Origin of the sequence: Nocardia iowensis (genome assembly GCF_019222765.1) — a bacterium.
Taxonomy (GTDB): domain Bacteria; phylum Actinomycetota; class Actinomycetes; order Mycobacteriales; family Mycobacteriaceae; genus Nocardia; species Nocardia iowensis.
Map to the genome: position 1 here is coordinate 5,355,088 of NZ_CP078145.1, position 18,863 is coordinate 5,373,950.

Annotated in this window: 21 protein-coding genes; 11 read left to right on the forward strand and 10 right to left on the reverse strand. The window is 65.9% G+C overall.

Annotated elements, in window-relative coordinates; all coding sequences use genetic code 11:
• Positions 1 to 80 precede the first annotated feature (80 nt).
• A complete protein-coding gene (locus KV110_RS24590) occupies positions 81 to 974 on the reverse strand; it encodes an NADP-dependent oxidoreductase (protein WP_218469645.1) in 894 nt (297 codons plus the stop codon).
• 86 nt (positions 975 to 1,060) lie between these two features.
• Between KV110_RS24590 and KV110_RS24595 the strand changes: the two genes are divergently transcribed.
• Positions 1,061 to 1,642: a TetR/AcrR family transcriptional regulator gene (locus KV110_RS24595; RefSeq protein ID WP_218469646.1), complete on the forward strand. Its 582-nt coding sequence runs from the start codon at positions 1,061 to 1,063 to the stop codon at positions 1,640 to 1,642.
• A gap of 139 nt (positions 1,643 to 1,781) precedes the next feature.
• Here KV110_RS24595 and KV110_RS24600 read toward each other — a convergent pair whose 3' ends face one another.
• A complete protein-coding gene (locus tag KV110_RS24600) occupies positions 1,782 to 2,138 on the reverse strand; it encodes a DoxX family protein (RefSeq protein ID WP_218469647.1) in 357 nt (118 codons plus the stop codon).
• Between the two features lie 49 nt (positions 2,139 to 2,187).
• On the opposite strand from KV110_RS24600, the gene KV110_RS24605 reads away from it, so the two are divergent.
• The 3 genes from KV110_RS24605 to KV110_RS24615 all read left to right on the forward strand — a co-directional run bounded on the left by KV110_RS24605 (position 2,188) and on the right by KV110_RS24615 (position 4,501).
• Positions 2,188 to 2,559, forward strand: coding sequence for a winged helix-turn-helix transcriptional regulator (locus KV110_RS24605; protein WP_343224115.1), 372 nt, complete (start codon positions 2,188 to 2,190; stop codon positions 2,557 to 2,559).
• Between the two features lie 506 nt (positions 2,560 to 3,065).
• The gene (locus KV110_RS24610) at positions 3,066 to 3,656 is read left to right on the forward strand and encodes a TetR/AcrR family transcriptional regulator (RefSeq protein WP_218469648.1); all 591 of its coding nucleotides are present in this window, start codon (positions 3,066 to 3,068) and stop codon (positions 3,654 to 3,656) included.
• Between the two features lie 110 nt (positions 3,657 to 3,766).
• Positions 3,767 to 4,501: an SDR family NAD(P)-dependent oxidoreductase gene (locus KV110_RS24615; protein WP_218469649.1), complete on the forward strand. Its 735-nt coding sequence runs from the start codon at positions 3,767 to 3,769 to the stop codon at positions 4,499 to 4,501.
• Positions 4,502 to 5,550: 1,049 nt separating this feature from the next.
• On the opposite strand, the gene KV110_RS24620 is transcribed toward KV110_RS24615, so the two are convergent.
• The 5 genes from KV110_RS24620 to sigJ all read right to left on the reverse strand — a co-directional run bounded on the left by KV110_RS24620 (position 5,551) and on the right by sigJ (position 8,689).
• Complete coding sequence (locus KV110_RS24620) at positions 5,551 to 6,312, reverse strand: SDR family oxidoreductase (protein WP_218469650.1); 762 nt, start codon at positions 6,310 to 6,312, stop codon at positions 5,551 to 5,553.
• Positions 6,313 to 6,570: 258 nt separating this feature from the next.
• A complete protein-coding gene (locus KV110_RS24625; RefSeq protein ID WP_218469651.1) occupies positions 6,571 to 6,741 on the reverse strand; it encodes a hypothetical protein in 171 nt (56 codons plus the stop codon).
• A 53-nt stretch (positions 6,742 to 6,794) separates the two neighbouring features.
• Positions 6,795 to 7,121 (reverse strand): hypothetical protein, encoded by a 327-nt coding sequence (locus KV110_RS24630; protein ID WP_218469652.1) that lies wholly within the window; start codon positions 7,119 to 7,121, stop codon positions 6,795 to 6,797.
• Positions 7,121 to 7,552: a hypothetical protein gene (locus KV110_RS24635; protein WP_218469653.1), complete on the reverse strand. Its 432-nt coding sequence runs from the start codon at positions 7,550 to 7,552 to the stop codon at positions 7,121 to 7,123. The genes KV110_RS24630 and KV110_RS24635 overlap by 1 nt, the downstream gene beginning before the upstream one ends.
• Before the next feature lie 219 nt (positions 7,553 to 7,771).
• Positions 7,772 to 8,689, reverse strand: coding sequence for an RNA polymerase sigma factor SigJ (sigJ, locus tag KV110_RS24640; RefSeq protein ID WP_246633947.1), 918 nt, complete (start codon positions 8,687 to 8,689; stop codon positions 7,772 to 7,774).
• Positions 8,690 to 9,008: 319 nt separating this feature from the next.
• Here sigJ and KV110_RS24645 point away from each other — a divergent pair, with 319 nt between their 5' ends.
• The 3 genes from KV110_RS24645 (at position 9,009) to KV110_RS24655 (ending at position 12,478) form a co-directional block, all read left to right on the forward strand.
• Positions 9,009 to 10,121: an amidohydrolase family protein gene (locus KV110_RS24645; RefSeq protein WP_218469654.1), complete on the forward strand. Its 1,113-nt coding sequence runs from the start codon at positions 9,009 to 9,011 to the stop codon at positions 10,119 to 10,121.
• A 130-nt stretch (positions 10,122 to 10,251) separates the two neighbouring features.
• The gene (locus KV110_RS24650; protein ID WP_218469655.1) at positions 10,252 to 10,971 is read left to right on the forward strand and encodes a ChbG/HpnK family deacetylase; all 720 of its coding nucleotides are present in this window, start codon (positions 10,252 to 10,254) and stop codon (positions 10,969 to 10,971) included.
• A gap of 265 nt (positions 10,972 to 11,236) precedes the next feature.
• Positions 11,237 to 12,478 (forward strand): NAD(P)/FAD-dependent oxidoreductase, encoded by a 1,242-nt coding sequence (locus tag KV110_RS24655; protein ID WP_218469656.1) that lies wholly within the window; start codon positions 11,237 to 11,239, stop codon positions 12,476 to 12,478.
• Positions 12,479 to 12,733: 255 nt separating this feature from the next.
• Here KV110_RS24655 and KV110_RS24660 read toward each other — a convergent pair whose 3' ends face one another.
• Entirely contained in the window at positions 12,734 to 13,405 is a 672-nt protein-coding gene (locus KV110_RS24660) for a TetR/AcrR family transcriptional regulator (protein ID WP_246633948.1), read from the reverse strand.
• Positions 13,406 to 13,487: 82 nt separating this feature from the next.
• Between KV110_RS24660 and KV110_RS24665 the strand changes: the two genes are divergently transcribed.
• Positions 13,488 to 14,459 (forward strand): zinc-binding dehydrogenase, encoded by a 972-nt coding sequence (locus KV110_RS24665; RefSeq protein WP_218469658.1) that lies wholly within the window; start codon positions 13,488 to 13,490, stop codon positions 14,457 to 14,459.
• Between the two features lie 149 nt (positions 14,460 to 14,608).
• Here KV110_RS24665 and KV110_RS24670 read toward each other — a convergent pair whose 3' ends face one another.
• On the reverse strand, positions 14,609 to 15,067 hold the full coding sequence (locus KV110_RS24670; RefSeq protein WP_246633949.1) for a DUF6640 family protein: 459 nt from the start codon (positions 15,065 to 15,067) through the stop codon (positions 14,609 to 14,611).
• A 21-nt stretch (positions 15,068 to 15,088) separates the two neighbouring features.
• Positions 15,089 to 16,192: an FAD-dependent monooxygenase gene (locus KV110_RS24675; RefSeq protein WP_218469659.1), complete on the reverse strand. Its 1,104-nt coding sequence runs from the start codon at positions 16,190 to 16,192 to the stop codon at positions 15,089 to 15,091.
• Positions 16,193 to 16,408: 216 nt separating this feature from the next.
• Between KV110_RS24675 and KV110_RS24680 the strand changes: the two genes are divergently transcribed.
• The 3 genes from KV110_RS24680 (at position 16,409) to KV110_RS24690 (ending at position 18,834) form a co-directional block, all read left to right on the forward strand.
• Positions 16,409 to 17,137 carry a TetR/AcrR family transcriptional regulator gene (locus KV110_RS24680; protein ID WP_218469660.1) on the forward strand — a complete coding sequence of 243 codons (729 nt, stop codon included), beginning with the start codon at positions 16,409 to 16,411 and terminating at the stop codon, positions 17,135 to 17,137.
• A 692-nt stretch (positions 17,138 to 17,829) separates the two neighbouring features.
• A complete protein-coding gene (locus tag KV110_RS24685) occupies positions 17,830 to 18,303 on the forward strand; it encodes a GNAT family N-acetyltransferase (protein ID WP_246634767.1) in 474 nt (157 codons plus the stop codon).
• A gap of 93 nt (positions 18,304 to 18,396) precedes the next feature.
• Positions 18,397 to 18,834 (forward strand): GNAT family N-acetyltransferase, encoded by a 438-nt coding sequence (locus tag KV110_RS24690; protein ID WP_218469662.1) that lies wholly within the window; start codon positions 18,397 to 18,399, stop codon positions 18,832 to 18,834.
• Positions 18,835 to 18,863: the final 29 nt, after the last annotated feature.

Consider the following 18,863-nt stretch of genomic DNA (forward strand, 5'->3'; position numbering starts at 1 on the left):
GGCTCGGCGGGGTGAAGTGGTCAGGTCGATAGGTTGAGGTGTGCAGGTATTCGGCGGGCATCCCGCCTGGAGAGACGGGCTCAGACGAGCAGGACCCGGCGTCCGCGGGTGTGTCCGGCCTGGCTGTCCGCGTGCGCGGCGGCGGCCTCGGTGAGCGAGTAGGACTGGGCGACCGGGATGCGGAGTTTCCCGCGGGTGATGAGGTCGACCGCCTCGGCCAGCGCCGCAGGCATGTTGCCGCCGACGCCTGCGAAGCGGATGCCGAGCATGGGGGCCTCGAGGTCGGCGATGGTGATCACCTTGTCCGGGTCACCGGTCAGGTCGAGCAGTCCGCGGAGCACGCCAGCGCCGTTGAGGTCCAGTGCGGCATCGACGCGGCCGAGCTCACGTACCCGCTCGACCCAGCCCGGGCCGTAGGTGGTGGCGCGGGCGCCGAGGCTGCGCACGTAGTCCTGGTTCGCGGACCCGGCGGTGCCGATCACCGTGATTCCCCGGTCGCGGGCGATCTGCAACACCGCCGACCCGACCCCGCCGGCCGCGCCGCTGACCAGCAGCGTCTGCCCCGGCTGGACGCCGACCAGGCGCAGGATCCGCAGTGCGGTTTCGACCACCGACGGGTAACCGGCCGCTTCGGCGAAGCTCAACTGCTCGGGCAGGCGCATCCAGGAGGACAGGACGGCGAACTCGGCGTAGGTGCTCGAACCGCGGCCGAACACAAAGTCTCCCACCGCAATGCCGCTGACCCCGAGGCCGACCTCGTCCACCACACCGGCCGCGTCCTGGCCGACGCCAGCGGGCAGCTGGATCGGGTTGATCCGCTGGAACTGACCCTCGCGGACCCGCCAATCGTGCGGATTCACCCCCGCCGCACGCACGGCGACACGTATCTGACCAGGACCCGGATGGGGTTCGGCCACCTCTACCAGTTCCAGGACCTCCGGGCCGCCGTACTCGGCGAAGCGCACTGCTTTCATACCTCGAACATAAGCCTATCCGTTAGTGTTTTGCAACTGATAGTTTCTTGCATCGGTTACTGATTAACACCTGATAGCATCAGCTCATGACAGCGCCGACCGTCGGACGTCGCGAGCGAAAGAAGGCCGCGACCCGCCAGAAGATCGCCGATACCGCCCTGCGGCTGTTTCTGGAACGCGGATATGACGAAGTGGGCATCCGCGACGTGGCCGCCGAGGCCGACGTAGCCGTCACCACGCTCTTCTCCCACTTCGCCTCGAAAGAGGCCCTGGTGTTCGAGCAGGAAGAGAACTTCGAACAGCGACTGACCCGGGCGGTCACCGGCCGGTCGGCGGACGAGCCCCTCATCCCCGCGCTGCGGCGCGAGATCCAGGCCATGGTGCGGCACTGCGCATCCGAGGACGCCGCTCCGATCTGGCGCATGATCAACCAATCACTCGCCCTACGGGAGTACGAGGAGTCGATGCGGCTGCGCTATGCGCAATCGCTGGCCACTGCCATCGCCGCAGATCTCGACCCGGCACCGACCACAACGGCATGCCGGGCGCTCGCGAGGTTCGTCATCGACGCCTATTCGCTTGGCCGTGCGGCGGATGATCCACCGGCCACGGTGGACGAAATCTTCCAGATGATCGAGGCCGCCTGGGAGGTCGCCCGCCCCACCTGACGCGGCAACGGCGCAAGATCGGATGTTCGGCTCTGGCGAGCCAGGCGTCGCGCACGAGCGCTCGGCTTTCAGCACTGGCCTATGGTTCGCGGACCGATTCGTAAGTACATGTTCCTTGTCGTCTCGGGGGCTTCTGCGCTCAGGTGAGGAACACATCGACACCGAGCACGATTGACGTCGCGATCGAGAACGTAAGGAACACCATGGCCCCCAACATATTTCGGTCGCCGGTGCGGATGTGGGCGACGATCGCGCCGACGAAGTAGAGCACCAGCCCGATCGCGGCGGCGATCGCGAAGGGCGGGAACCAGATCCCCCAGATGAGCCCGACCGTCGCGGCGATCTGCAGGCTCCCGAGCACATGGAGCTGGGAAGTGGTGAGGTGGACCGCTTCGGCGAATTGGCGTATCCACGCGGGGCGGACGAATTTCATCACTCCGGACTGGAGCATCGCCACGGCGAGCAGGGCGGACAGGGTCAGGGCTGTGATGTGCATGATGGCAACGCTAGGAATCCGATAGGTACCTTTTGGTAACCTCCGGGTCGTGCGTCCTCCTGCCGGAATCATGTTCATGACCGACTGTCCCGCGCGCACAGCGATGGAGGTCATCGCGAACAAGTGGTCGGTAGTCACCCTGTACGCGCTGACAGACGGCCCCAAGCGGCACAGTGAACTCGTCGCCTTGTCCGGCGGTATCTCCCACAAGGTGCTGACTCAGACGCTGCGCCGCCTGCAGCGCAACGGCCTCGTCGATCGACGGCGCTACGCCGAGGCGCCCCCGCGGGTGGAATACAGCCTGACCCCGCTCGGCGAGACGCTCCAAGAGCCGATAGCGATGCTGACGCGGTGGGCACAGGTGCACGGAGAAGCGCTCGTCGACTTCCAGGAATCGGCAGCCGCGAACCAGACGCGCTAGATTCCGCACAGCTGCCGGTTGCCGGATCGAACGCCCTCAATTCGGCAAGAGCGGATTATGAGAGGCGCCCGGAGCAAAGGGGCGAGTCAGAAGAGGGTGTTCTGGAGGTACTCCCCCAGCGTCCGCGACATCATGAACGGCTGAGCATGTTTGTGCTGCAGGGATTTCAAATTCCGATCACTCGTTCATCGAGCGGGTACACCCGTCGCGCCCGGCGGCAGCTCCCACGGAGAGGGTGCAGAGCTGTTCCGATGCTGGACGTGCAGAACGGGTGTGTACGAGCGCGATAGCGGCCAGCCCGGCGGCAGCCAGGACGGTCGCGGCCAAAGTGGTCGATGGTGAATATGCTCTGACCAGGAGAAACGCCCTTAGCGTTCAATCCTGGCCGTTTCTCCCCCAACCCCAGAACGGTCGTGAAGATCGACGACGGTCAGTTGCTCGCTGCCGGCCTCGCCACCTCGCGAGGATGCTGGACCGGCCAGTCCACTATGGGTAGTATCGCCCCCATGCCGCGTCCACGACAGTTCGATGAAGAGCGCGTGCTGTCAGCTGTGCAGTCGGCGTTTTGGGATAACGGGTACGCGGGCACATCGCTCGAAGATCTCCTGATAGCCAGTGGGCTCGGCAAGGGGAGCCTGTACGGAGCGTTCGGAGACAAGAAGAGCCTGTTCTTGCGCGTGCTGCGGATGTATGACGAGGCCAATAATCAAATGCTACGCAGCTGGCTCGAACAAGCTGAGCGCGGTATCGATGTAATCCGGGGTTTCGTGACCGGGCCCGTGCGTGATCCCAGTGGCGAGCAAGCCCGTCGGGGTTGCCTGCTCGCCAACACTGCGATGGAACTGTCGGTGAGCGCCGCCGAGGTGGCCGCGGAGGCGCGGCGCAGCTACGCCTCGACCACCGCCGTGCTGACCGACGCGGTACGACGAGCGCAACGCGAGGGAGACCTCGCGCCCCATCTGGACCCCGACGTCACCGCCCGGGCGGTGCTGGCCGGTCAGCTCGGGCTGATCGTGCTCGGCCGAGTCGGCCAGGATCCGGCCGCGTTGTCGGCCACAGCCGAGGCTCTGCTCAACGGCCTGCTGCCCGCGTTCTGAGCACTCCTGCCGCAGTGAAGTACGGCACAGCGCCTCTCGCGTTATTGACCTTTCGGTCCATATAAGCAAAATTATGGACTGTACGGTCAATAACGCGGATAGGAGTTGTCATGAAGGTGCTGGAGGGCAAGGTCGCGGTCGTGACCGGGGCGAACACGGGTATCGGGCTGGCGATCGCGCGGTCCTACCGCGCCGAGGGAGCGCGGGTGTTCGCCGTCGGTCGTCGCCAGGCGCAGCTCGACGAGGTCGAAGCCGAACTCGGCCCCAAGGTCACCGGGATCCGCTGCGACGTCGGCCGACTCGAAGACCTCGACAGGCTCTACGCCACCGTCGCCGAACAGGCGGGCCGGATCGATGTCCTGGTGGCCAACGCGGGGATCGGAATCGCCGCCCCGCTGGGCGAGATCACCGAGGAGCAATTCGACGCCATGTTCACCACCAACGTCAAGGGCTCGCTGTTCACCGTGCAGAAAGCGATGCCGCTGCTCTCGCCGGGCGCGTCGATCATCCTCACCGGATCGACGGCGATCTCGCGCCCCCAGTCCTACCTGCCCGTGTACGGGGCGACCAAGGCCGCGATCCGCAACCTGGCTCGCGGGTTCGCCCACGACGCCGGCAAGCGCCAGTACCGGATCAACGTGCTCTCCCCCGGCGGCACCCGCACACAGGGCTTGCAAGAGCTGGTCTCAGCCGACGAACTCACCGCGGCCGGGGCGGCGGTTCCGCTCGGCCGACTGGCCGAACCAGAGGAAATCGCCGCGGCAGCCGTGTTCCTCGCCTCCGACGCGTCCAGCTACGTCAACGGCTCCGAACTCGTCGTGGACGGCGGCTTCGCCCAGGTCTGAAGCGCAAGCACACCGCGCCGGACCAAACGCGGACGAACCATCCTTCGTCCGCGGTTGGTCCCCGTCACTGGCCCCCGTCGACCGGACACACACGGCTCAAAGATCACGTTAGGGCGCGGTCAGATCGGCCGCCGCGACGCTTGTCCTCGATTTGCACGCTTAGGACAGACCGAGAACTGCAACGAGCCTATCCGCCAACCTGGAGTCGGCACTCGTCTCGTGGCCACCACATCGGCAGATACTGACCGACCAGTGACGTTAACGGAGGACCGATCGGCTATGGCCACGGCGCGCTAGGGCGGGGCGCGCCGCTTATGCTGAGGCCGAACCAATCACCTGACAACGCGGACCGACACGAGCACAGCCGTAAAGTGCTGTGTCCGTTGATCTCCGGACAGCTCGCGCGGCCGGTTCGAACAGCGCCAGGCTGGACTCAGCCCCTGGCGGAACCACTCCGGCACCTCTTGATCCGATCGCGGAAACCACTTGTTCTCGGTGCCGAAGTGCGCAGCCGTCGGCGGTACCGAGAAGGCTGGGGCGGATCTCGGTTGTATCGAATGGTGAAGCGGTCGGGCGGATCCAGAATGTATTCGAACTCGATCCATGAGCCGAGTCCCTGAACATACATCCCTTCCGCAGTTGCTGGAACTTCCGCCAGACATCGGGCGGAAACGACCAGGCTTGTATCGTGCCGTCGGGCATTCGCACTCCGGTATCGGATTCCGCATGCGGCCCGATCATCCTGGCGCGCATTACAAGCCGAGTCCAACCGATCGGCAGGGTGGGGAGCACCTCGCTCGTGATCTCGGTGAGCTTGTCGCGCTGTTCGATCGGGTCGAGCGTCGGCCAGTTCGGCATCTGATCAATCCTTCTGTGGGAGTGGGTCGTTGAGCCGAAAGGGCTCGCGCATCGGCAGATGCGGACGTTCGTTCTGCGCCGCAGCCGATCTGGGCGCACAGAACGCCCGTACCGCGGCAGGAGCGCGTGACGGGTCATGAACATTCTGCGGTGACGATTCGCCGAATGATCGCGTTGCGGGCAGCGATCGACTACCACGGAACCGGGCCGTCTTCGCTGACGAATCCACCGGTTGTTCCGTCTGCCCCGAGTGTGGCCATGCGCACCAGAATCGCTGCTCCTTGCTCCACGGTGAGAAAGCCGGTGTGGTTATTGCTGTCGGTGTCCACGTAACCGGGAGCCACAGCGTTGACCAGGATGCCGTCCTTACGTAGTTCGTTGGCGTAGTTGACAGTCAACGAAAGCAGCGCCGACTTCGACGGCGAGTACGCCGCCGAGGGCAACAACGCCGCGAACGGACCATTGGGGTCGCTGAACAGGGTGAGCGAAGCGGCATGGCTCGCAACGTTGACGATGCGCGGTGTGGGTGACCGCCGCAGCAGCGGCAGCATGGCATTGGTCACCGCGATCACGCCGAAGACGTTGGTTTCGAAGACCTTTCGGACCATGTCCAGCTCGACGGTGCTGGGGATTTGGTCGACGGCGTCGCCGGGGTCGACCTGACCGGAACCGCTGATTCCCGCGTTGTTGATCAGTACGTCCAGGTGCCCGAGATGTTCCTCGATCCAGTGTGCCGCCGCTCGGATTGTCGCCGCATCGGTGACGTCCAAGGTGAGCGCATGCGCTGTGCCCCCGGCCGCGCGTATCGCCGCCGCGGCCTGCTCGCCGCGCTGGGGATCCCTGGCGCCGACCAGCACTGTCATTCCTAAGGTGGCGAGCTGTTGGGCTGCCGCCCGGCCGATCCCTTTGTTCGCTCCGGTAACCAGAGCGATTGCGTGCTCTCGAGTAGTCATGGTGTCGTCCTCACTCGTGGGGTGTGTTGAACGAACATGAGACGCCGACGGACGAAAGTCTGTGACAGAGCCGTTGCGTGGCATAGCTAACAGCTCATCTGGCCGCGCCACAACGCACCCAATCCGCGGGCTCGAGTCCGACCTCAACGCCGTCATCGCCGGTCTGACCATGCATTGGAACTCCGGTCCGGTCGAGGGCCGGGTCAATCACATCAAAATGCTCACAGGCAGATGTTCGGCAGGGCCGGGCTTCCACCGCTACGCAAACGCGTGCTTCTGACAGCCGAGTTCGCGGGCGCGGCCTCGCAGTTCGGCGACGCTGACTTCGGGGATGCCGCGGTCGGTGAGACTGGCCGGCGCGTAGGCGGCGATGGCCGAGAGGCTGGTCGCGGCTTCGATGTCGATGAACCAGCCCGGGCACACCCTCATCAGTCAAGCCGGTATGAAATCACCAGCACAGCAACAGGATTCGCCCTGTCTGTTTAGCGTGGCTTTCCTCCCGGATGCTCCTCGACCCCGAGAACTGAGGTCGGCCTGAAGTACATCCTGAAACCCGTTGCTGTCAAACCCCATCCGATGGCCGCTCCGAGCAAGCCACTGCCCAGGATCAGCCCGGCCGTGATGAGCGCGGTATTCAGCAGTCCTCGAATCTCTGACAGTGTGCCCAGCGGCATCGGTTCGTAGCTGGCGGTATAGACGTGGTCGGTGTAGAGCTCGATCGGCCTGCCGACCACCACCGCGAATGTCACAGCCCCTATCGCGCCCAGCAGCGTGCCGAACATGGTGAAGGTCAGAATCAGCGTGCGCATCAGTCCATACCGCTCGGATCGAGGCTGCCGATAGCGGCGGTGATCTCGGAGCCGTCGATCCAGACGGCTCCGCCCTCGACTACCGCTGGTTTTGCCGGGCGGTGGCCGTGCAACGGCCATTGGATGAACTCGTAGCCAGCCATGTGATCCTGGAAGGCTTCCGCCACTCGCACGACGATCTCTGCGGCTTCGAGCCCGTCGCTGACTCCGAATCCGAACAGCGGGTCGTTGCCAACAACGAAGGTGAGTACCCACCCTCGGCTAGCTCCGTTCCCGGCTGTTCGCAGGCTCCAGTGGGCGTCCTCGAACCTGTCGAATTCTTCGAAACCGTTCGTGTCGCGGGTCACCGCCGCGCAGGCGGACTCGAACGCCGAGAACTCATCGGCGGGCACGACCTGCTCCGCCACGAGGGGCCACTGGCGTGGAGTCACCGCCACATCCTTGCCGACGCGGGCTGGCCTGGAAAGGCGCTTGTCACGGATTCTTCTCCTTCACCACGTACCGGAACCATTGTCGCAGAACAACAGTCGAGCGATGGTTGCTGAATCCCTGGTGAACGGCCGCTCAGAACAGGGTGTCGCGCACCCGCAGCGGCGGCCGACAATGCAGAACCGGGTCGCCCGAGAGGACTTCGCGGAATCGGTTGCCTGTCAGCGGACGCCGGTCAGCTTGTCCGGGTTGGTCACCGAGTAGATGCCCTGAACCATGTTGTCGGGTGTCACGTCGAGCACCAGAACGGCGAGCGGTGCATCGCCGTCGAAGACGACGGCACCCGGATCGCCGCTGACCGTGCGCCACCGCACCTGGTAACCGCGCAGCCCGCCGCCGCGGGCGAGCTCCAGGAAGACCTTGGCGACCCGCTCCCAGCCGTGCACCGGTCGCAGGCTGTGCGCGGGTCCCTTCGCGCCGCCGTCGGTCCACAGCGTGACGTCCGGCGCCAGTACCGCGAGCAGACCTTCCAGATCGCCGCCCATGGTGGCGGCGACAAAGCGCTCGGTGACCTCGCGGCGCAGCCGCGGATCGGCCTGGGTACGGGGGCGGCGGGCCGCCACATGCTGACGCGCCCGGTACGCCAGCTGGCGTACCGCCGCCGGGCTGCGATCCAGCATCTCGCCGATCTCGCCGTGGCTGTACCCGAAGGTCTCGGAGAGCACGAATACCGCCCGCTCCACCGGTGCGAGCGATTCCAGAACCACCAGCAGGGCTGTCGAGAGTGACTCCACCCGAAGCACTTCGGCTTCGGCATCGGACTCCGGTGCGGTGGCGACCAGTGGTTCGGGCAACCACGGGCCCACGTAGGTTTCCCGGCGCCTGGTCACCGCCGCCCGGCGGGCGAGCGCCTGGTTCACCGCCATCCGCACCAGGTATGCACGCGGATTCTCCACCTGCGCCACGGTTTTCGGCTCGGTGCGCGGCGCCCAGGACAGCCACACATCCTGCAGCACGTCCTCGGTGTCGGCGACGCTGCCGAGCATGTTGTAGACAACGGAGAACAACAGTTCCCGGTGCTCGACGAAGATCCGTGTCGCCGTGTCGGCGTCCGCCATCGCTCGTCCTGGCTCGCTCATCGCGCACCCCTTTCTGTTCGCCGGTGTACACCACCCGAGAGTGCGCGCCGGTTCCGAACGTAACGCCGAAGCGGCGCATCGTGATCCATCTCACTCGCGCTGGGTAGAGCGTGACATCGCCCGAGCCGATCCCCTCCTTGTTCATACCTATCCCTCCGACACACCAGGAGTCAGCCATGCGCCTCGTAGTTCGTAGCGCCCGATGAACCGGCGTGGGTTCCTGCGTGCGAGCGCCGTTTTCGGCACCGCCGCCGTCGGCACCGCGGGTTGGCTCGCGCGGGACCGGCTCTTCCCTATCGAACAACCCGCGGGAGATTCCATGCGCACCGTAATTCGCGACGTCCGGCTGTTCGACGGTGAGAAGACCACACCCCGCACGACCGTGCTGATCATCGACGATCGCATCGCCGAGTACGACGGCGGCCCCGGCGATATCGAGATCGACGGGACCGGGCGGACACTGCTGCCCGGCCTGATCGACGCGCACACGCACACCTTCGGGGAGGGCGATCTCGCCGCCGCCCTCGCCTTCGGCGTCACCACCGAGCTGGACATGTTCTGCCTGCCCGAAAGCCTGGCCATCCAGCGCGAACTCGCCGCCCGGCGCGACGACATCGCCGATTTTCGCAGCGCGGGCACCCTCGCCACGGCCCCGGGCGGGCACCCCAGCCAACTGCTGGCCGCGCCGGGCGTCGACACGCAGGGCGCCGCGCCGTTCGACATGATCGAAAGCCCGTACCAGGCAGTCGATTTCGTGCGCGCCCGGCTCGCCGAGGGCGCCGACTATCTCAAGATCGTCATCGATGACGGCGCCGTGCACGGAGCAACACTGCCGGTGCTGTCCGAGCAGACGGTGCGCGCGCTGGTCGTCGCGGCCCATGCGGCCGACCTCAGGGTGATCGCGCACGCCATCACCGCCGCCGAGGTACGCACCGCTCTCGACTGCGGCGTCGACGGACTCGCCCACGTCTGGACCGACGCCTCCGACACCGATCTCGTCGCCGACGTTGCCGCCAGCGGCATCTTCGTCATCAGCACGCTCGTGTACTTCGAGGCGATCACCGAGCAGGCCGCCGATCGTTCGGTGCCCGGCACGGCGGCAGGCGCAGCCTCGGTCGCGCGACTCCTCTACGAGGCCGACGTGCCGCTGCTGGCCGGGACCGACGCCACCCCCTATGTCCCGGCCCACGGTGCCGGACTGCACCGGGAGCTCGAGCTGCTCATCGCGGCGGGACTCACCAACCAGGAGGCGCTCGCGGCGGCTACGAGTTTGCCCGCGCGGTACTTCGGGCTCGCGGATCGAGGTCGCGTCGCCCCGGGGCTGCGCGCCGACCTGCTCCTGGTGGAGGGAGATCCCACTGCTGATATCTCCGCGACCGCGGCGGTCACCGAAGTCTGGCGGCGCGGTGTCAGACTCGCCAGGCGGCCGTGACCAGCTCAGCCGGTGTGCTTGGCGATGCGGGTGTCGTGGAATTCGAGGAAGGCCGACAGGGTTTTGTCGGGGGCCTCGAGTTGGGGTAGGGATCGAACAGGGGATCGCAAGCTCGTGCAGCCTGATGCCGGTGAGTCCCGCAGCACCACAGGCCATGGGCCTGTTGCAGGACAGACCTGAAGTTCGGTTCGGGATCCACCTCACGCTGGTCCGCGACTGCGCCCAAGACCGGTGGGAACCGCTGAGCCCGAAGACGGCGGTGACCTCTCTGCTCGACGACACCGGCCTCCTGCGCGCCTTCACCCCCACAGGGCGCGCCGAGTTGCTGGCGCGCGCCCGCCTGCCAGAGGTCGAGAGAGAGTTCCGGGCCCAGATCAACGCCGTGGTGGACGCCGGGCTCGTGCCGACACATCTGGACTTCCACTGCTTGGCCGACGGCGGTCGCGCGGACATCCTCGACCTGACCATGACGCTGGCCGCCGAGTACGGTGTTGCCACCAGGATCTGGCTCGAACCAGGACGGCAGAAGGCCCGGCAACGGGGCCTGCCGGTGGTCGACCACGATTTCCTGGACAGCTTCGCCCTCGACATCGCGGACAAGGCGGCTCGGTACACCCAGCTGCTACACGATCTGCCCGCCGGGCTCACTGAGTGGGCGGTACATCCCAGCACAGGTGGTGGGCAGTCCAAGACGATCGACAGCGGATGGCGCGTGCGCCGCACCGACTACGAGTTCCTGATTTCCAGGCAAGCCCGGGAACTTCTCGATCAGGAAGGCATCGTCGTGATCGACTACACCACGCTCCGCAATGCGTGGGTCCAGGCAGGCCCAACACCAACCGAGCAGTAGTACGCCGCGGATCAAACATCCTCTGCTGCCGAGGAGTGGACACTCGTCGGGGTGACGGCCAGACATGCCGCTCGGCTTGACGCTCTTCTCGGCCAGCGTGCCCAGCGCCGTCACTTTCGCATCCGCGACCTTACGGATGAAGCGTCCGCGAGCTGGCATTTGGTCTGAAAAATTGCCATAGGCGAAAATTTCGGGAGTCGGTTAGGGTCGGTTCATCCCAGGGGCCCCGGGTTCGAATATCGCTCGGACTCTTACTGGAGGAATAATGTCTGACCACGCCGACGTCGTCGTCATCGGTGGCGGAATATTGGGGTGCACACTAGCTTTGCACCTGATCGAATCCGGGGCCGGAAGTGTCCGGCTGCTGGAACGCGACGGGCTCTTTCAGGGCACCAGCGCAGCCGGTGCCGGGTTCCTGGCGAGCTGGACGCCATTCGCGGCGGAGCAAGCCGTGGCAGGCTACAGCCTGGATTACTATGCCCGGTTGCAAGCCGAAGGCCACGACATCGACCTGCGTAGCAACGGAATTCTGTCGTTGGACGCCCGCGCGTCCTCGTTGCAGGAAATCAGCGACAGTGGTGCGGAGTACGGCGAGCAAGCGACTGTTGTGGATGCGGCCGAAGTCGAGGCACTGACCCATGGCCTGGTCGCGGGCAGTGGAATAGCTGGCGGACTGTTCGAGCCAGGCGGTGCGCAGGTCTTCGCGCCGAAGGTCGGGGCAGCCCTTGCCGAGCGGCTGCACCGTCACCCCGGAGTGGTCGACTCGCGGCGGCCGGTTACCGCGCTGCGTACCCGCGGCGGTCGTATCGTCGGCGTCGAAACCGCCACCGGGACAATTGATTGTGCGGCGGTGGTGGTGGCTGCGGGCGCGTGGAGCAATGAATTGCTCGCTCCCCTCGGCATATTCCTGCCCACCGCACCGCAGATCACCTCACGGATCATCACCGAGAACCTCGATCTGCCCAGCACGCTGCCCGCTCTGTTCCTTTCGGGTCTGATTCCCGAGGACACCGACGGCGGAACACTGTTGTGGGTGCGCTGGCACGCCGGTGGCTTGCTGTGGGGCGGCACCTACGATACGTACCCGCGCAACATCCTCCTCGACGCCCCGATGCCGGAGCGGCTCGACGAGATCCCTTACGACGGTGTGCGGGAACTGCTGCGAGTGGCCGCACGCGCCGACACCGTGATGCCGGTTCTGGCCCGGCAATCGAGCATCACGGTCAAACACGGCGCACCCTGCTACACCCCTGATTGGCGCGCACTGGTCGGGCCTGTCGCCGCCGTCGAGGGCCTCTACGCCCTGACCGGAGATAACGAAGCCGGACTCACCCACGGCCCCGGCTACGCCAAGGTCCTCACCGACCTACTCCTGCACGGAACCAGCGACCTGACCTCCGCCGCCGACTGGAGCCCCAACCGTTTCAATGATCGATACACCACCCAAACCGCCGTTATCGAGGCCTTTCTCGACTACGAGACATCATTTTCCACCAGCTCGAGCTGACCGCTCGGTAGCCACGATCGCGCCGATCGACCCCCACTAGGACGCAGCAAATAAGCGTATGGAGGGCGGGAAGGACGCCATGCAGAGCCATCTTTCGGCAGTTGATCCCCGGCGGGTGGACAACATGGTCGTCCTTCCCCACCGTCCGACCATGCCCCAACAAGGACAGACGCACGATACTGCCGCGTGGCGGGCGTTCTGCACGGCGAGATCGACTGCGGCGCAGAACATCCGATAGTGCCGATGACAGGGTGGTTATCCCCTGGTCGCCGAGTGTTTCGACTGGTTGGATTTGTGTCGGGGTACCGGCACTGTGGGCATCAATCGTGGTAGCGGCGGCAGCGGCGCGGACCCGGGGGTGGCCTGGAACGCTTGGATCATAAGTGCGGCGAAGCGTCGGGAGGCCGCTAGGCGTGCTGCAGGCGTGCTCGCCTGGATGCCGTTGTTGGCCATGATCATGAGGATGAGGTCGTCGAGCATTATGTCGGGGCGTAGGCGCCCGGTGTCCTTGGCGCGGCGGATCAGCTCCGCGGCGGCGGTCAGCGAGGATGTGCGGATCGCGGCGAAATCCAGCGCGTGGGGGTAGGTGGACATGAAGGCCGCGGTGAAACCGTGGTCGCGTGCTTGCAGCTCGCAGAGATTCTCGATCGTGAGGCAGAAACCATGCCAGGGATCCGGGTCGGCGAGCCCCTCGTCCACGAGGGACCGGCAGGCCAGCATCTGATCGGTGAACGCCTCCGCGACCAGCATCTCCTTGGTCGGGAAATGGCGGTAGAGGGTCGCGGGCCCGACCTCGGCACTCCGGGCGATCTCCCGCATCGGCACATCCAGACCTGCGCTGCCGAATACCGTGCGAGCCGCCTCGAGGATGCGTTCGCGATTGTCACGCGCGTCCGAACGCAGTGTGTGAGGCAAATGAGCAGTCACCGCTCTCACTTTAGCTAAACGGACGGGTCCGTCCGTTACGGTCCGCTGGTTGGTTCCGATCGAGAAGAACATGGAGAAACCGGTGAGGGCAGTGATAGTCCAGGCATTCGGGGGTCCCGAGGCGCTCGCCGTGGTCGACTTCCCCGACCCGCATCCGGCCGCCGGGCAGGTGTCGATCACGACCGAGGCGATCGGCGTCGGCGGTCTCGATGCCCTGATCCGAAGCGGCGCGCTGGCCGCGTACGGCGCCACGCCCGGTCGCATCCTCGGCAGCGAGGTCGCGGGCACCGTGACCGAGGTCGGCGAGGGCGTCGACACCACTTGGGTCGGCCGGCGTGTGTGGGCGCTCACTGGTGAGAGCGGCGGGTATGCCGAACAGGCGCTCGCATCGGGCGAGATGCTCGTTCCCCTGCCTGCCGACCTTTCGGCCGTCGCTGCGGTGACGCTCGGCAGCTCGGCAATGGTGGCCCACTTCGCTCTGCGTCACGCCCACTTCGCTCGCGGTGAGTCGGTGCTGGTGCGCGGCGCGGCCGGCGGCATCGGGGTCATGGCGGTCCAGATCGCAGCCCGTGGCGGTGCCGGTGCGGTGGCGGTCACGACATCCTCGGCCGAGCGTGGCGATCGCCTGCGCAAGCTGGGCGCGACCCACGTGCTCGACCGCGCCGGCCGGGGTGGGCAGGACGCTCCCGCAGGCTACGACGTCATCCTCGACATTGTCGCCGGTGTGGATCTGCCTTCCTTCTTCGCCCGGCTCGAGCCGAACGGTCGCATGGTGGCCGTCGGTGCGATGGCAGGCATGCCACCGGCGGACTTCGGTATGGAGATGGTCGCGGCGTTCCGGAAGTCGATGTCGTTCGGCACTTTCAGCGCCGACACCGTGCCCGCACTCGCGCGACGCGCCGTGACCGCCGAACTGTTCTCTGCCGCCAGTCGTGGCGAGCTAAAAGCCGTTGTGCACGAGGCACTTCCCTTGGAACAGGCCGTTCTGGCCCACCAGAAAATGGAAGCAGGCGAGGTGTTCGGCAGGATCGCGCTCACACCGTCGCGGAGCTAGACGACATCGCTTCTCACCCGACAAACAACGCACGCACATGCCGCGGAGCGCGTGTTGGTCAGCCGTCCAAACCGGTTGGCCGACAGCGTCTCCCAACGCACGATATTGCCGAGTCACGACCCATCCTCTGCTTGGATGCCGCTTCGACCTCAGCGGCTCGACGGCTGGTCGGTGACAGGTCGAATCGCACGCCGCCATGACACCACTAGCGCGCCGAGCAGGGCTGCGAGAAGGATCAGCGCCAGGAATAGTTGCCCGTGCAGCCCGAGAATGAAGACGGTCTGTGCGGCGAACTCCGGGTCGTGGGTGGCGGTCTCGGGGAACAGTAGCGCGCCGGCCATCCCGAGCCATGGGGTGGCCACGACGGCTGCCGCGCACAGCGTCGAGCGGTGTGCGTCCCGGCCTGGCCGCAGGATGAGCGCCAGGCCGATGAGGCCCAGCAGCACCGTCATCACCATGTATTGAGCGTCGTGAAACTTCGCGTGCGGCGGCCAGTTCGGGTTGAAGGCGTGCTGCGCGGCCAGGTCGGGGATGACCAAGTCGGCGAGGACGGGGCTGACCATTGTGATCACCGCGACAACGGCGATCACGATTCGAGGCAAGGGCATCGTTCGTCTTTCGGGTGGGTGTCAGAGCGTCCAGGAGTAGGCGGGTGTGATCGAACGACCGAGGAACGCGCTGGGCAGCAGGGGCAGGGCAGTGTTGCGCAGGGCGATGGCCAGAGTTGAATCCCAGTGTGCGGGTGCGCCGACGCGGCGCGAGAGCTGGGCGATCATCTGGGTGCGTGGTCTGCGCAGGCGGTCGTACTGCGCCAGCCCCGCGTCGATGCCGCGAGTGCCCACGGTTGCGGCGAGTGTGACGGCGTCCTCGAGTGCCTGGCAGGCGCCCTGCCCGAGGTTCGGTGCCATGGCGTGGGCGGCGTCCCCGAGTATCGCGACGTTCCCGCGGACGTAAGTGCGCAGATTCGGTAGCTCGTAAGTGTCGTGCTGCAGCACCTCGTCCGGGCAAGCGGCCGCGAGGAGTGCCGGGACCGGGTCATGCCAGCTCGCGAAACGGTCGCGCAGTTGTTCAAGTCCCGTACGCGATCCGGCCGGGGCATTGCCCATCAGATAGCAGTAGACACGGCCGTCCGGCATCGGAAGATAGCCGAATCGTTCACCCTTACCCCACATTTCGATACTGCCCGCCACCTCGTAAGGCGCGGTGAGCAGGCGCCAGGTGGTGTAACCCAGGTAACGCGGACCGGCGGCATGTGGCCAGATCGAGCGCCGGGTCACACTGTGCACGCCGTCGGCGCCGATCACGAGGTCCGCGGTGGCGGTGCCATCGTCGTAATGGACTGTGCCGTCGGGCAACACCTCTCGCACGGTGGTTCCCGGTCGCAGCGCAGACGCGGGCAGGGCCGCGCGCAGGATGTCGACCAGTGCGGCTCGGTGAATGATCGCCCACGGACCGAAGCGCCGTTCCAGGTCGGCGATATCGTTGCGGATCAGCCAGGCGCCTTCGGCATTTCGAATACCCTGCGGCGGCCCGGCCGGCCCGCCGGCGCGGAGTAGGTCGCCGAGGCCGAGCGCGTCCAGGGCGCGCAGCCCGTTGGGTTGAATCGAGAGCCCCGCACCGATTTCGGTGATTTCCGGTGCGCGTTCGAGCACCTCCACCGTCCAGCCCTGCTGGTGGAACGCTACCGCGGCGGCCAGCCCGCCGATACCGCCACCCACGACGAGCGCCTTCAACGCCGGCTCCTGCGATCACAGACCGGCCGGCCGCCGCGTAGCCGAGCAGCTCGGGACTGCCGCCACCACTCCGCCGTCACGACCAGCGCGGCTGCCAGGACCAGCCACCACGAATGTCTCACACCAACTCCCTAGAGTATATAGATAATTTAGAGTCATTAAGACACCATAGATGCTCTAGGATGTCAACGACGGCGGTGCAGCGGAAAGGCGACGATGGCGACGAAGACCGGTGGGCGACGCGAGCGGCTACGCAAGGCGACCTTGCAGGAAATCCACGAGGCGGTACGCGCGCTGCTGGTGGAGCACGGGGCCGCCGCGGTGACGATCAACGCGGTAGCCCGGGAGGTCGGGATGAGCGGTCCGTCGCTGTATCACTACTACGCCAGCCACGAGGCGCTGGTCGGCGCAGTGACCGCGGATTTCTTCGACGAGCTGGCCACCTCAATGGAACAGGCCCGCGACGCCGACGCCGAAGCGCCTGTCGGCGAACGTATCCTGACGGTCTGCCGCGCCATGCGCACCTGGGCGATCGCCCACCCGGCCGAGTTCGGCTGGATCTTCGCCGCCCCCATCACCCCACTGAACCGGCAACCCGATTCCGAACGCCACCGGGCCGGGCAACGATTCGAACGGGTCCTGCTGGATCTGACGATCGAGCTCTGGCAGACGCGCCCGTTCCCGATCCCCGCGCTGACGGATCTGCCCGCGTCCTTACACGAGCAGCTGATCGCGTACTCGGCGAGTATCGGCGACCAGCTGCCACCCGCGGCCGCGCATGTCTTCCTGTCCTGCTGGATTCGGCTCTACGGCCTGCTGTGCATGGAAGTCCTGCACCAGCTCGACTTCGCGTACTCCGACCTCGAACCGGTCTACGAAGAATGCCTGCGCGACCTCACCGGGATCCTCGGCCTGGCACCACCGCCCACCCGACCGACCGCATAGACATCTCCCCCTCTTGACCTGACCGCGGGCACGGTCCGATCAGAGGCGTTCTGTGTTGCACCCGTCGACTCTGACTTCAGTCGGAACGAGTGAGCGGTAATGCCGCGACCCGCGCGTTCGCGAACGTTCGCCTCTGCCGAATGTCGTGTACTCCTCTGGGAGTCCGCCTCCGCCGGGCGCCGGGCGCTCGATGATCGAACGCCCGGCACGGTCTCCATCGCCCTTGGCCAAGGTCAACCCGGTCCCCTCACAAAGATGGCTCCGGTCAACCGAGATGCCGCCGTAAGCGGCATCTCGGTGAGTGCCGGAGCCACCTTCAACATCGTGATCCGATGGAGGATGGGGACTAGGTGATCGTCCGGAGAGGGCGTCGCCGTCAATGACGCACTGCGCCGGTACCACTCAGGTCAGGTCGCAGGTCCAAGTGTACTATTTGCGATCCGCTCGAGCGCGCTCCGAACTGTAGGTGTGCGACTCGGAAGTGCACCTTTCACATCGGCAGCGGATCGGCCGCCAGGCACCTCCAGGCCGGAGCCGTACTGACGATTCGATCTCATGGAACGCGGTAATGCCGCGGTGCGCGCGTTCTGCGGGGCCAGATCGGCTGCGGCGCAGAACGCCGCTCTTGCCGAATCCAGTGCGTCTCTGTCGGCGCTACACCCAGTAGGGACGCAGGCACGTGCGTCGTAATGATGGTCACCGTGGAAGAAATCAGTCTCCTGACCGAATCCGACCGCGCCAGTTGGGAAGTGCTGGCACGCGGTAAGGACATGTACTTCGCGGTCGAACGAAGCGACGAAGACTATGAACGTGCATGGCGACGTCTGCTCGACGACGAGCAGATACGCGGGGTCGGCGCCTGGCTCGACGGCAAGATGGTCGCTATCGCGCACTACCTGTTCCACGCCAGTATCTGGTACTCCGGCAAATGCTATTTGGCGGACCTGTTCGTCGACGCCGAAGTCCGGCGGCGGGGTGTGGCGACGGCCTTGATCGAGTGGGTGGCGCAGGACGCCAAAGAGCACGGCTTCCCCGGTCTCTACTGGAACTCCCTGGAAGACAGCCCAGCTCGCGCTCTCTACGACAACCTAGGCAAGTTTCAGCAGGGACTCATCCACTACACGTACCGGCCCGACACCAACAATCGCCGCGTGAACGCGCGGTGATGTTACGTCGCGAGCGGCTCAAACAGCCCAGTCAAAGTCCGGAAGGCCAAAGGGCTGAGGTCATTTCGGACCGCCGAGCGGTACGGTGCCTGGATGGCAGTCACGGTGGAAGCATTGAGCGTGGTCGATGACGAGATCGTCGAGGCAGTGGGTCGGCTGCTACCGCAGCTGTCGCAGTCGGCGAAACGTCTCGATCGGGAAGCATTGACACAGTTGGCATCTACCGAATCGACCACCGTGCTGATCGCCCGTGACGACGGAAAGATCGTCGGTACCTTGAGCTTGGTGATGTACCCGATCCCGTCAGGGCTGCGGGCACGGATCGAAGACGTCGTCGTCGATGAGGCCGCCCGCGGTCATGGGATCGGCGCGGTACTGATCGAGCAGGCGAAGATGCGCGCGAGCGCTGCCGGTGCCAGAACGCTGGATCTGACCTCCCGACCATCCCGGACTGCGGCCAACCGCCTGTACGAACGACTCGGATTCCAACCTCGCGAATCGCAGGTCTACCGCTTCGCTCCGAACAGCTGACGCGCAGAGCCATTCGACGACTGCCAACT

What these genes read in the sequence shown, in the direction of transcription:
- KV110_RS24685 (WP_246634767.1), top strand. Translation starts at nt 17,830, where the DNA reads ATGGTCACCGTGGAAGAAATCAGTCTCCTGACCGAATCCGACCGCGCC.
- KV110_RS24595 (WP_218469646.1), top strand. Translation starts at nt 1,061, where the DNA reads ATGACAGCGCCGACCGTCGGACGTCGCGAGCGAAAGAAGGCCGCGACC.
- KV110_RS24590 (WP_218469645.1), bottom strand. Translation starts at nt 974, where the DNA reads ATGAAAGCAGTGCGCTTCGCCGAGTACGGCGGCCCGGAGGTCCTGGAA.
- KV110_RS24600 (WP_218469647.1), bottom strand. Translation starts at nt 2,138, where the DNA reads ATGCACATCACAGCCCTGACCCTGTCCGCCCTGCTCGCCGTGGCGATG.
- KV110_RS24690 (WP_218469662.1), top strand. Translation starts at nt 18,397, where the DNA reads ATGGCAGTCACGGTGGAAGCATTGAGCGTGGTCGATGACGAGATCGTC.
- KV110_RS24670 (WP_246633949.1), bottom strand. Translation starts at nt 15,067, where the DNA reads ATGCCCTTGCCTCGAATCGTGATCGCCGTTGTCGCGGTGATCACAATG.
- KV110_RS24620 (WP_218469650.1), bottom strand. Translation starts at nt 6,312, where the DNA reads ATGACTACTCGAGAGCACGCAATCGCTCTGGTTACCGGAGCGAACAAA.
- KV110_RS24615 (WP_218469649.1), top strand. Translation starts at nt 3,767, where the DNA reads ATGAAGGTGCTGGAGGGCAAGGTCGCGGTCGTGACCGGGGCGAACACG.
- KV110_RS24610 (WP_218469648.1), top strand. Translation starts at nt 3,066, where the DNA reads ATGCCGCGTCCACGACAGTTCGATGAAGAGCGCGTGCTGTCAGCTGTG.
- KV110_RS24680 (WP_218469660.1), top strand. Translation starts at nt 16,409, where the DNA reads ATGGCGACGAAGACCGGTGGGCGACGCGAGCGGCTACGCAAGGCGACC.
- KV110_RS24655 (WP_218469656.1), top strand. Translation starts at nt 11,237, where the DNA reads ATGTCTGACCACGCCGACGTCGTCGTCATCGGTGGCGGAATATTGGGG.
- KV110_RS24630 (WP_218469652.1), bottom strand. Translation starts at nt 7,121, where the DNA reads ATGCGCACGCTGATTCTGACCTTCACCATGTTCGGCACGCTGCTGGGC.
- KV110_RS24645 (WP_218469654.1), top strand. Translation starts at nt 9,009, where the DNA reads ATGCGCACCGTAATTCGCGACGTCCGGCTGTTCGACGGTGAGAAGACC.
- sigJ (WP_246633947.1), bottom strand. Translation starts at nt 8,689, where the DNA reads ATGAGCGAGCCAGGACGAGCGATGGCGGACGCCGACACGGCGACACGG.
- KV110_RS24625 (WP_218469651.1), bottom strand. Translation starts at nt 6,741, where the DNA reads ATGAGGGTGTGCCCGGGCTGGTTCATCGACATCGAAGCCGCGACCAGC.